The organism is Mesorhizobium sp. M0029 (genome assembly GCF_040323735.1).
Classification (GTDB): domain Bacteria; phylum Pseudomonadota; class Alphaproteobacteria; order Rhizobiales; family Rhizobiaceae; genus Mesorhizobium.
In genome coordinates this window covers 157,336-169,171 of the sequence record NZ_JAMYVF010000010.1, presented here as the reverse complement: position 1 = coordinate 169,171, position 11,836 = coordinate 157,336, and the positions used below count along the sequence as shown (strand labels likewise).

12 protein-coding genes and 1 pseudogene are annotated in these 11,836 nt (G+C 62.9%); 11 read left to right on the top strand and 2 right to left on the bottom strand.

Annotated features, from left to right (window positions below; all coding sequences use genetic code 11):
• The first annotated feature begins 28 nt into the window (after positions 1-28).
• Positions 29-795, top strand: a pseudogene (locus tag NKJ76_RS18275) (class II aldolase and adducin N-terminal domain-containing protein).
• 81 nt (positions 796-876) lie between these two features.
• Here the strand turns inward: NKJ76_RS18275 and NKJ76_RS18270 are convergent.
• Positions 877-1,509, bottom strand: a complete 633-nt coding sequence (locus NKJ76_RS18270; protein WP_352538041.1) for an HAD family hydrolase — start codon at positions 1,507-1,509, stop codon at positions 877-879.
• Between the two features lie 221 nt (positions 1,510-1,730).
• Between NKJ76_RS18270 and NKJ76_RS18265 the strand changes: the two genes are divergently transcribed.
• Positions 1,731-2,690 carry a sugar-binding transcriptional regulator gene (locus tag NKJ76_RS18265; RefSeq protein ID WP_352538040.1) on the top strand — a complete coding sequence of 320 codons (960 nt, stop codon included), beginning with the start codon at positions 1,731-1,733 and terminating at the stop codon, positions 2,688-2,690.
• Positions 2,691-2,727: 37 nt separating this feature from the next.
• Here the strand turns inward: NKJ76_RS18265 and NKJ76_RS18260 are convergent, their stop codons facing one another.
• Positions 2,728-2,913 carry a hypothetical protein gene (locus tag NKJ76_RS18260; RefSeq protein ID WP_023745868.1) on the bottom strand — a complete coding sequence of 62 codons (186 nt, stop codon included), beginning with the start codon at positions 2,911-2,913 and terminating at the stop codon, positions 2,728-2,730.
• A 110-nt stretch (positions 2,914-3,023) separates the two neighbouring features.
• Between NKJ76_RS18260 and NKJ76_RS18255 the strand changes: the two genes are divergently transcribed.
• From NKJ76_RS18255 to NKJ76_RS18215, 9 genes are all read left to right on the top strand, one after another.
• Positions 3,024-3,932: a LysR substrate-binding domain-containing protein gene (locus NKJ76_RS18255; RefSeq protein WP_023671245.1), complete on the top strand. Its 909-nt coding sequence runs from the start codon at positions 3,024-3,026 to the stop codon at positions 3,930-3,932.
• A gap of 229 nt (positions 3,933-4,161) precedes the next feature.
• Entirely contained in the window at positions 4,162-4,392 is a 231-nt protein-coding gene (locus tag NKJ76_RS18250; RefSeq protein ID WP_352538039.1) for a hypothetical protein, read from the top strand.
• Positions 4,393-4,634: 242 nt separating this feature from the next.
• The gene (locus tag NKJ76_RS18245) at positions 4,635-5,945 is read left to right on the top strand and encodes an ABC transporter substrate-binding protein (protein WP_352538038.1); all 1,311 of its coding nucleotides are present in this window, start codon (positions 4,635-4,637) and stop codon (positions 5,943-5,945) included.
• A gap of 122 nt (positions 5,946-6,067) precedes the next feature.
• Positions 6,068-6,940, top strand: a complete 873-nt coding sequence (locus NKJ76_RS18240) for a carbohydrate ABC transporter permease (RefSeq protein ID WP_023711367.1) — start codon at positions 6,068-6,070, stop codon at positions 6,938-6,940.
• Between the two features lie 11 nt (positions 6,941-6,951).
• Positions 6,952-7,776: a carbohydrate ABC transporter permease gene (locus NKJ76_RS18235; RefSeq protein WP_023671250.1), complete on the top strand. Its 825-nt coding sequence runs from the start codon at positions 6,952-6,954 to the stop codon at positions 7,774-7,776.
• Positions 7,777-7,826: 50 nt separating this feature from the next.
• Positions 7,827-8,831, top strand: coding sequence for an ABC transporter ATP-binding protein (locus NKJ76_RS18230; protein ID WP_023826627.1), 1,005 nt, complete (start codon positions 7,827-7,829; stop codon positions 8,829-8,831).
• Positions 8,828-9,598 (top strand): L-iditol 2-dehydrogenase, encoded by a 771-nt coding sequence (locus tag NKJ76_RS18225; RefSeq protein WP_352538037.1) that lies wholly within the window; start codon positions 8,828-8,830, stop codon positions 9,596-9,598. The genes NKJ76_RS18230 and NKJ76_RS18225 overlap by 4 nt, the downstream gene beginning before the upstream one ends.
• 46 nt (positions 9,599-9,644) lie before the next feature.
• The gene (locus NKJ76_RS18220) at positions 9,645-11,123 is read left to right on the top strand and encodes a mannitol dehydrogenase family protein (protein ID WP_352538036.1); all 1,479 of its coding nucleotides are present in this window, start codon (positions 9,645-9,647) and stop codon (positions 11,121-11,123) included.
• Positions 11,124-11,134: 11 nt separating this feature from the next.
• Complete coding sequence (locus tag NKJ76_RS18215) at positions 11,135-11,794, top strand: HAD family hydrolase (RefSeq protein ID WP_352538035.1); 660 nt, start codon at positions 11,135-11,137, stop codon at positions 11,792-11,794.
• The last annotated feature ends 42 nt before the right edge of the window (positions 11,795-11,836 follow it).

Here is an 11,836-nt window from a genome sequence, read left to right as displayed (position 1 = left end):
CATTCTCTTAAAAACGGAGGTTTTTCGGATGAGCATCGCCCGCCTGCAAAAGGAAACGCTGACCAACCTGCCCTACTATGAGGAGCGCGTCGATCTGGCCGCCGCCTTCCGCTGGACGGCGCGGCTCAACATGCATGAAGCCGTGGCCAACCACTTCTCGCTGTCGGTCAACGAGGACGGCAGCAATTCCTGATGAACCCCAACCAGGTGCATTTCTCGCGCATCAAGGCGAGCGACCTTTTGCTGATCGACGCCAACGATCCCGAGACGCTGACCGGCCCCGACGCGCCCGACCCGACTGCCTGGGGCCTGCACGGCGCCATTCACCGCAACGTGCCGCATGCGCGCTGCGCCATGCATGTGCATTCCATTCATGCCACCGTGCTTGCATCGCTGGCCGACTCGACCCTGCCGCCGATCGACCAGAACTCGGCCATGTTCTTCAACCGCCACGTCGTCGATGCCCACTATGGCGGGCTGGCCTTCGAGGGAGAGGGCGAGCGCTGCTCGCGACTGCTCACCGACCCGAAGGTCAAAGTGATGGTGATGGGCAATCACGGCGTCATGGTCATCGGCGACACCGTTGCCGACGCCTTCAACCGCATGTTCTATTTCGAGCGTGCCGCCGAGACCTACATCAAGGCGCTGTGGACCGGCCGTCCGCTGCGCACGCTCTCCGACGCCATTGCCGAAAAGGCCGCCAGCGAAATGGACGACTATCCCGGCCAGGCGGAGCGTCACCTTGCCGAGCTGAAGGCGATCCTCGACGAGGAGGAGCCGGTTTACCGGAGCTGAATGAGTTCACCCTTCTCCCCGTTCACGGGGAGAAGGTCCCGGCAGAGGGATGAGGGGCAGCGCAGGCCTTCGCGGGTCTTCTCAGAGTCCCAACTGAGCCCGCAACTCTTCCGCACTGTTGATCACGACAGCGCCCTTCGGTCCTGCCATCGGCGCTTCCGGCCAGAAGATCGTCCGCATCCCAGCGGCCAGGCCTGATGTGGCGCCGGTAACGCTGTCGTCGACGGCCACCGCGTCTGAAGGATCGACGCCGGCCAGCCATGCGGCGCGCAGGAACGGTTCGGGATGCGGCTTGCCTTCGCGCACGTCGTTTCGGCTGATCGTGCGCATGCCGGGATAGATCAGGCCGACGGCGCTCAGATTTGAATCGACGATCACCCGGTCGGAATTGGACACCACCGCCTGCTGCACGCCGAGCGCGCGCAACTCGTTGAACACTTCGATCGCGCCGGGGCGCGGCTTCAGCGTCTCGGCCATCGGCATGTAGTGATCGTATTTGCGCACGATCCAGTCGTCGAAGGGCAGGTCGAGGCCGAACTCGCTGCGCAGCATCTCGTAGACCGGTGCGGCGGCGACGCCCAGCACCCGCTCATGCAGGTCGGCCGGCGGCGTGATACCGACGCTGCGCAGCGCCGCCACCAAGGCCGCCTCGTGCAGCGGCTCGCTGTCGACCAGCGTGCCGTCCATATCCCAGAAAACCGCTTTCGGCGTCATGCGAGGCTCCTTTTGCCGATCCCCTTAAAGCGTTTGTATCAGGAGATAAACCGCCGAGCCCGTCCGCTGGCGATTTTCGCTGGGTTGGTTGCCGCGCGGCGGCCGGATCGAAGCAGCAAGCAATTGCCCTGCCGATTGAACAATTGCGCGCCGACACATTCCCTGCAAGACTATGACGCTTCGCCCAAGGGCGCGCAAAGGGGCAGGGCTGGAGGCACATTTTGAATTCGCGACAAGATGGCGGCAGCAGCAGGCTGGACGAGGCAGCGCGCGCCGGCTGGCTTTATTATGTTGCCGGCAACACCCAGGACCAGATCGCCGCCACGCTCGGCATTTCCCGGCAGACGGCGCAGCGGCTGGTGTCGCTGGCGGTGTCGGAGGGGCTGATCAAGGTTCGCGTCGATCACCCGATCGCCAATTGCCTTGATCTCGCAGCTAGACTGAAGTCACGCTACGCGCTCGACCTCGTCGAAGTGGTGCCGAGCGATCCAACCTCATCCTCGACCACGATCGGCATTGCCGAGGCGGCCGCGGCCGAGATCGAGCGGCGGCTGCGGTCACCGACGCCCATCGTCTTGGCCATCGGCACCGGCCGCACGCTGAAGGCGGCGATCGAGCAATTGCCGCCGATGGAATGCTCGCAGCACAAGGTTGTGTCCTTGACCGGCAACATCTCGCCCGACGGTTCGGCCGCCTTCTACAACGTCATCTTCACCATGGCCGACCGGGTCAAGGCGCGCTCGTTCCCGATGCCGCTGCCGGTCATCGCCTCGTCGCCGGAAGAGCGCGAGATGCTGCTTGCCCAGCCGATGATCCAACCGACGCTGGCGCTGGCCGCGGAAGCCGACGTCACCTTTGTCGGCATCGGCGATCTCGGCCCGAAGGCGCCGCTCTACGAGGACGGTTTTATCTCGGAAAGCGAGCTGAAGGCGTTGCAAAAGGCTGGCGGCGTCGCCGAGATCGTCGGCTGGGTGTTCGACCGAGAAGGCCGCATGATCGAGGGCATCACCAACGACCGGGTATCGTCGGCAGCCTTGCCGTCACGCGAAAAGTCGCTGGTCATTGCGCTCGCCATGGGCGAGCGCAAATTGCCGGGCATCCTGGCCGCGGTGAACCGCCGGCTGGTCAATGGCCTCATCACCGACGAGCGGACCGCCACGGCCTTGCTCGACGGTTCCTGATACCGATTAAGCGGCCCATCGATAAAATCCAACACGTTTATTTGCAGCGCCCGGACGGGTCGTTGCCGTCGAGGAAGCCCATGTCGCGCTGCAAATGCGGCGACAACTCCCGGACGTCGATGTAGCCGCGCCGGCGGTGCACAAGCAGGGAAAATTCATGCGCCAGCAGGGAAAACCAGCTCTGCGCCGGGGTGGAATGGAGTTTTTGCTGTACCGTGGTCATGATCTTCAGCCTCCGCTATGCTTGAACTTGATTGATCGTTGACACCAGATATCGGCCTGATTGGCTCTTGCCGCCAATCAAAGGTCGATCACGACCCATAAGGAGGGCTTATGCCCGATCTCAAGGCACCACAGCTCGCCCAGTTGCCGCCGCTGCAGGCCATCAGGGTGTTCGAAGCCGTCGCGCGGCATCTCTCCTTCACCAAGGCCGCGCAGGAACTCGGCATGACGCAGGCCGCCGCCAGCTATCAGATCAAGCTTCTGGAAGAGCGCATCGGTTCGCCGCTGTTCCTGCGCCAGCCGCGCCAGATCGTGCTGACCGAACCCGGCCAGCGCCTGGCGCCCGCCGTCAGCGAGGCGTTCAGCCTGCTCTCAAGCGCCTATTCCGCCGCGCGTGGGGGCGCCGATGGTGTGCTGTGCGTCTCGACGCTGCTGACCTTTGCCTCGAACTGGCTGGCGCAGCACCTCGGCTCCTTCCAGGTCGCGCATCCGTCGCTGGCGGTGCGCGTCGATACCTCGAACAGGGTGATCGATTTTGCCCGCGAGGACATGGACATCGCTATCCGCTCCGGCAGCGGCAAGTGGCCTGGAGTGGAGACCCATCTTTTGTTCAAGGCCGATTTCACCCCGGTGCTGAGCCCGGCACTCGCTGCCACCATAGGTGGCGTCCACGAACCCGCCGACCTGTTCAAGCTGCCCATTCTCGATCCCGGCGACATCTGGTGGCGGGAATGGTTCGCCCTTGCCGGCGTCCCGGCGGACGAACTTGCCAGGCGCACCGGCACCAGCATGGGCGCGCAGGCCTATGAGGCGAACGCGGCCATCGCCGGCCATGGTGTGGCGATCCTGACCACCGCATTGTTCAAGACCGAGCTCGCCGCCGGCCGCCTGATCCAGCCCTTCGACCTAGTCGGCGACGACGGCCACGCCTATTGGCTGGTCTACCCGACGGCGCGTCGCAACGTGCCGAAGATAAAGGCCTTCCGCGACTGGATCCTGGCCGAGATCGCCTGCGCCTGAGGGCGAGCGATTCGCGTACTGATTTCCGAGATCGATCTGCAAAGCGAGCCATGGATCCGCGACGAATGCTCGCTTTCGCGGACCAACAGTCCGATCGGGCCGCCGGGTTAACCAAGCTTGACAAAAACGCTGTCGATATCACTCGCCCGGCATAGGCTTGTGCTTGTGGCGGCCCAATTGAACGGGATCAATCCTTTGCAGATTGAAAACAGGGTCGATCAGCGGGCTGATGAAAGTCTATCGTGTCGAAGAAATGGACAGCAACACCGTGCGCACGACGCAGGTGATCGAAGCATTTACGCCGTTTCAAGCTGCCGTGAAGGCAATCGGCCGGGAAGTTAGGCTGCGCAAGGACGAGCCCAGCTGGATCCAGGTGACGGAAGTGCTGACCAGAGCCAAGCAAACACGCGACGGCAGGGTTTTCGAATATTCCGTGGGAAGCTACCCGTCCCACGGCTGATGGACTCGGCCCTATCGCTCCCCTGGCGCGACGATTGGGTTGCGATGGGTCGGCATCAACGCGCTCTCACATCCCCTGCAAACAGCTTCCCAAATCCGTTCAATATCCTCTACGCGCGCAACGCCGCGCTCCGCCTTGCGTGCTGCGCTGCAGCATCGAATCTGGCTTGACATAATTTATGCCAAGTGAGTAATTGCCCATTACCAAGGCAAATGCTCATCTTGGTTCATGGGAGGAATTTGATGAAACTGCGCACGCTCACCCTGGGCTTGTTGTCGGCCAGCGCTTTCGCTTTTGCCGCACACGCCGAATCCATCACCATCGCCACGGTCAACAATGGCGACATGGTCCGCATGCAAAAGCTGACGGACGACTTCACCAAGGCGAACCCCGACATCCAGCTGAACTGGGTCACGCTCGAAGAGAACGTGCTGCGCGAGCGCGTCACCACCGACATCGCAACCAAGGGCGGCCAGTATGACGTGATGACGATCGGCACCTACGAGGTTCCGATCTGGGCCAAGCAGAGCTGGCTGTTGCCGCTCGACAAGCTCGGCGACGACTATGACGCCAAGGACATCATCCCGGCCATCGCCGGCGGCCTCTCGGTCGACGGCAAGCTCTATGCCGCGCCCTTCTACGGCGAAAGCTCCTTCGTCATGTACCGCAAGGACCTGATCGAGAAGGCCGGGCTGACCATGCCCGATGCCCCGACGTGGGACTTCATCAAGCAGGCGGCCGACAAGATGACCGACCGCGCCAATGGCGTGAACGGCGTATGCCTGCGCGGCAAGGCCGGCTGGGGCGAGAACACGGCGTTCCTGACGGCCATGTCCAACTCGTTTGGCGCCCGCTGGTTCGACGAGAACTGGAAGCCGCAGTTCGACCAACCGGAATGGAAGAACACACTGCAGTTCTATGTCGACCTGATGAAGGCCGACGGTCCGGAAGGCGCTTCGTCCAACGGCTTCAACGAGAATCTGGCTCTGTTCCAGCAAGGCAAGTGCGGCATGTGGATCGACGCCACCGTGGCGGCGTCCTTCGTCTCGGATCCGAAGGCCTCGAAGGTGGCCGACAAGGTCGGTTATGCTTTGGCGCCGGACAATGGCCTCGGCAAGCGCGCCAACTGGCTCTGGGCATGGTCGCTGGCGATCCCCGCAGGCACGCAGAAGGCGGAATCCGCCCAGAAGTTCGTCTCATGGGCGACCAGCAAGCACTATGCCGAACTGGTCGCTTCCAAGGAAGGCTGGGCCAACGTCCCTCCGGGAACGCGTTCCTCTCTCTACGCCAATCCCGAGTACCAGAAGGCGGCCCCGTTCGCCAAGATGACGCTGGACTCGATCGATGCCGCCGATCCGGCGCATCCGACCGTCAAGCCGGTGCCCTATGTCGGTGTGCAGTTCGTCGCCATTCCTGAGTTCCAGGGCCTCGGCACAACCGTTGGCCAGCTGTTCTCGGCGGCGCTCGCCGGCCAGACCAGCGTAGACGACGCGCTCAAGCAGGCGCAGGACGCCGCCACGGCGACCATGACCGAAGGCGGCTATATCAAGTAAGGCTCCTCCCGGTGCCGAACGCCGGTCGCCTCCTGACCGGCGATGGCCGCCCGAGTCCCAGTTCGGGCGGCCGCTTTTTCCCCGCTGTGAAAATTCAGTCCGACTAGTGAAGGGTGACCGTCATGGCTACTCAGCAGACCCGTTCGCTTGCCCGCTTCATGATGGCGCCGTCCGTCGTGTTGCTGTTCGTCTGGATGATCGTGCCGCTGGTCATCACCTTCTGGTTCTCCTTCCAGCAATACAATCCGCTGAACCCGATCCGCGACGGCTTCGTCTGGTTCTCGAACTACTCGCTGTTCTATTCCAACCCGGCATTCCTGCAATCGATCCTGAACACGCTCGTCCTGGTCGGCAGCGTGCTGCTGATCACCGTGATCGGCGGCATCATGCTGGCGCTGTTGATCGATCAGCCGATGTGGGGACAGGGGATCGTGCGCATCCTCGTCATCTCTCCGTTCTTCGTCATGCCGCCGGTGGCGGCACTGGTCTGGAAGAACATGATCATGCACCCGCAATACGGCGTCTTTGCCGATATTGCGCGTTTTTTCGGCGCCCAGCCAATCGACTGGTTCGGGCAGCACCCGATGCTGGCCATCATCATCATCGTCGCCTGGCAATGGCTGCCCTTCGCAACGCTGATCCTTTTGACCGCCCTGCAGTCGCTCGACGGCGAGCAGAAGGAAGCCGCCGAGATGGACGGCGCCGGCTTCGTCAGCCGCTTCATCTATCTGACGCTGCCGCACATGTCGCGCGCCATCACCGTCGTCATCCTGATCCAGACCATCTTCCTGCTGTCGGTCTATGCCGAAATCCTGGTCACCACCAATGGCGGACCCGGCTATGCCTCCACCAACCTGCCCTTCCTCGTCTACCAGAAGGCATTGCTGGAGTTCAAAATCGGCCAGGCATCGGCCGGCGGTGTCATCGCCGTCATTCTCGCCAACATCGTCGCCTTCTTCGCCATGCGCGCGGTCGGCAAGAACCTGGACAAGTAAGGGAGGATACGATGGCACGTGCAGTCACCACCCAACACAAGGTCATCGCGACAGGCGCCGCCTGGATCGTCGCGCTGCTGATCTTCTTCCCGATCCTCTACACGATCATCACCTCGTTCAAGTCGGAGCAGGAGGCCATCCAGGGCTTCGCGCTGATCCCGTCGGGGACGTTCGAGAGCTATACCGAGGTCCAGGCGCAGAGCGGCTACTTCAAGTTCTTCTTCAACTCGGTGCTGCTCTCGGTCGGCTCGACCATCCTGGCCCTGATAGTCGCGGTTCCGGCCGCCTGGTCGATGGCCTTCTCGCCGGGCAAGTGGACCAAGGACATCCTGATGTGGATGCTCTCGACCAAGATGATGCCGGCGGTTGCCGTGCTGTTCCCGATCTATCTCATCTTCCGCGATGCCGGACTGCTCGACAGCCGCATCGGCCTGATGATCATGCTGATGCTGATCAACCTGCCCATCGTGATCTGGATGCTCTACACCTACTTCCGCGAAATCCCCGGCGAGATCCTGGAAGCGGCACGCATGGACGGCGCCACCCTGTGGGGCGAGATCGTCTATGTGCTGACCCCCATGGCCGTGCCGGGCATCGCATCGACCATGCTGCTCAACATCATCCTGGCGTGGAACGAAGCGTTCTGGACCATCCGCCTGACCACCACCGAGGCAGCGCCGCTGACGGCCTTCATCAGTTCGTTCTCGAGCCCGCAAGGCCTGTTCTGGGCCAAGCTTTCGGCGGCCTCGACGCTGGCCATCGCCCCCATCCTGATCATGGGCTGGTTCAGCCAGAAGCAGCTGGTGCGCGGCCTGACATTCGGCGCGGTAAAATAACGGACGTTGCCTGAAGCAATCCGGCCAAATAACCCCTCGGGGAGGAAACCATGGGAAACATCACGCTCAAGAACGTCTCCAAGCATTTCGGATCGACGGTCATCATTCCAGGCCTCGACCTGGTCATCGAGAATGGCGAGTTCGTCGTCTTCGTCGGGCCGTCGGGTTGCGGCAAGTCCACGTTGCTGCGCCTCATCGCCGGGCTCGAGGACACCAGCGGGGGCACCATCAACATCGATGGCCGTGACGTCACCGGCGAGGCGCCGGCCAAGCGCAAGCTGGCCATGGTATTCCAGTCCTATGCGCTCTATCCGCATATGACGGTGGCCAAGAACATCGGCTTCCCGCTGAAGATGGCGGGCGAGGATGTGGCGACGATCGACAAGAAGGTGAAGGACGCAGCCCGGGTCCTCAACCTCACCAACTATCTCGAACGCCGGCCCGGCCAGCTCTCCGGCGGCCAGCGGCAACGCGTCGCCATCGGCCGCGCCATCGTGCGCCAGCCCTCGGCATTCCTGTTCGACGAGCCGCTGTCCAACCTCGATGCTGCACTGCGCGGCACCATGCGGCTCGAAATCAGCGAGCTGCACCATCAGCTCAAGACGACGATGGTCTACGTCACCCACGACCAGATCGAAGCCATGACCATGGCCGACAAGATCGTCGTGCTCAACGCCGGCAACATCGAACAGGTCGGCTCGCCGATGGAACTCTACAAGTCGCCGAAGAACCTGTTCGTGGCGGGCTTCATCGGTTCGCCGAAAATGAACCTGATCGAAGGTGCGCCGGCGGCCAAATACAACGCCAAGACCATCGGCATTCGTCCTGAGCATATGGGGATATCGACCACAGCGGGTGACTGGAAAGCCCTTGTCGGCGTCGCCGAGCATCTGGGCTCCGACACCTTCCTGCATGTCCAGGCCGACGGCGCCGGTCCGCTGACGGTACGCGCCGACGGCGAACTCGCCGTGCGTCACGGCGACACCATCTATTTGACGCCCGACAAGGTCCGGATGCATCGCTTCGGCCCCGATGGAAAGGCGCTGACGCAGTGAGACTGAACGGCAAATCGGCGCTGATCACCGGCTCGGCGCGCGGCATCGGCAGGGCTTTTGCCGAAGCCTACACGCGCGAGGGTGCCACGGTGGCCATTGCCGATATCAATCTGGCGGCTGCCGAAAAGACGGCCGCCGAGATCGGCGCCAACGCCTATCCGGTCGGGCTCGACGTCAGCGACCTCGCTTCGATCCAGGCGGCGGTCAAGGCGGTCGAAACAAAGACGGGCGGCCTCGACATCCTGATCAACAACGCTGCCTTGTTCGACCTGGCGCCGATCGTCGAGATCACCAAAGCGAGCTACGACAAATTGTTCTCCGTCAACGTCGCCGGCACCTTGTTCATGCTGCAGGCAGCGGCGCGTTCGATGATCGCAAGGGGCAAGGGCGGCAAGATCATCAACATCGCCAGCCAGGCAGGACGCCGCGGCGAGCCGCTGGTCGCCGTCTATTGCGCCACCAAGGCCGCGGTGATTTCGCTGACCCAGTCCGCCGGGCTCGATCTGATCAAGCACCGCATCAACGTCAATGGCATCGCGCCCGGCGTCGTCGACAGCGATATGTGGGATGAGGTCGATGCGCTGTTTGCCAAATATGAGAACCGGCCGAAGGGCGAGAAGAAGCGGCTGGTCGGCGAGGGCGTGCCCTATGGCCGCATGGGCAAGCCGGAGGACCTGACCGGCATGGCGGTCTTCCTGGCCAGCGACGACGCCGAATACATCGTCGCCCAGACCTACAATGTCGATGGCGGCCAATGGATGAGTTGATGGGCCGGGATCACGAAGGCCGCAGCCCGGCCAAAAGGGTAAAAAAATGACCGTGAAACTCTCCTCCTCGATCCTCTCGGAACTCCCCGCCAAGGTCGCCGGTCCCAGATATGATCGCTCCAGGCTCAAACCCGGTATCGTCCATTTCGGCGTCGGCAATTTCCATCGCTCGCATCAGGCGGTCTACCTCGACGATCTCTTCAATTCAGGCATCGGCCATGACTGGGCGCTGGTCGGCGCCGGGGTCTTCGAGGGCGAAAAAATCGGCCGTTCCAAGCTGCAGGAGCAGGACTGGCTGACCACCGTGGTCGAGCAGGATTCCGACCATATGAGCGCCCGCGTCACCGGCGTCATGATCGACTTCCTGACGCCCGGCGATGCCGATGCCATCATCGACCAGCTCGCCGATCCGGCGATCAAGATCGTCTCGCTGACCATCACGGAAGGCGGTTATTTCATCGATCCGGCCTCCGGCAAGTTCAACCCGACCCACCCCGACATCGTCGCCGACGCACAGGCAGGCACAACGCCGAAGACGGTGTTCGGCCTCATCCTTGCGGGCCTGATGCGCCGCCGGGCCGACGGCATCGTGCCGTTCACCGTCATGTCCTGCGACAACATCCCTCATAATGGCCATGTTACCTCGGATGGCGTCATCGGCCTCGCCCGGCTGATCGATGAGGATCTGGCAAACTGGGTCAGCGACAATGTCGCCTTTCCCAACGGCATGGTCGACCGCATCACGCCCGCCACCTCCGACCGCGAGCGCGGTATTCTCGCCTCGGAGTTCGGCCTCGAGGACAACTGGCCGGTGTTCTGCGAGCCGTTCAAGCAATGGGTGCTGGAAGACCGTTTCACCGACGGCCGCCCGCCGCTGGAAAAGGTCGGTGTGCAATTCGTGAGGGATGTCGCGCCCTATGAACTGATGAAGATCCGCATCCTCAATGGCGGTCATGCCACGATCGCTTATCCCGCAGGGTTGATGGACATCCATTTCGTCCATGAGGCGATGCAGGAGCCGCTGGTGCGCGGCTTCCTCGCCAAGCTCGAGCATGACGAGATCATCCCGACCGTGCCGCCGGTGCCGGACACCGTGCTGGAGGATTATTACCAGCTCATCGAGCACCGCTTTTCCAACCCCAAGATCGGCGACACCATCCGCCGGCTTTGCCTCGACGGTTCCAACCGGCAGCCGAAATTCATCATCCCGACCATCGCCGACCGGCTGAAAGCCGGGAAGAGCGTTGCGGGTCTCGCGCTGGAATCGGCGCTGTGGTGCCGCTATTGCTTCGGCACCACCGACAGCGGCGCCGACATCGAAGCCAACGATCCCAGCTGGGACCGGCTGCAGGCAACCGCCAAGGCGGCGAAGGATGCGCCCGGCGCCTGGCTTGCGATGGAGGACATCTATGGCGATGTCGGCCGCTCGGCGGCGTTCGCCGAGGCCTTTGCCCATGCGCTCAACGTCTTGTGGGCGAATGGCACGCGCGCGACGCTGACGCGCTACATCTCCGGCAAGCTCTGACGCCAGCCGCAATGACGCCCGAACTGGTCATCTTCGACTGTGACGGCGTGCTGGTCGACAGCGAGGCGCTGTCGGTTTCGGCTCTGCTCGGCATGATCTCTGCCGCCGGGGGCTCGGTCAGCGAGGATGCGGCCTACGAGCATTTCCTCGGCAAGAGCATGAAGAGCGTGCGCGAGATACTTCTTCGCGATTTCACCATCGACATCACCGACGTGCATCTGACCGATATGCGCGTCGAGCTGATGCGTAAATTCCGCGAGGAGCTGAAGCCGATTCCCGGCATCAGCGACATCCTGCCGAGGCTGGGCGTGCCCTGCTGCGTCGCTTCCTCCGGCACGCTCGACCGCATTCGCTATGCGCTCGACGTCACCGGTCTGCTCGGCCTGCTCGAGCCGCATCTGTTCAGCGCCGCCATGGTCGCGCGCGGCAAGCCGGCGCCGGATCTTTTTCTCCATGCCGCCGCCGCCATGGGCGCGCATCCCGGTAATTGCATTGTCGTCGAGGACAGCCCGGCCGGCATCGCCGCGGCGCGTGCGGCCGGCATGCGCGTCTTTGCTTTCACCGGCGGTTCGCACGCCGGCAACCCGGCCTTGAAAGCGCGGCTTGCGTCGAGTGAACCGGACTTTATATTCGCGGACATGCTGCAATTGCCCGATCTGATTGCAGGCTAGAGCATGATGCCGAAAAGTGTGAAGCGGTTTTCGGAACGACAT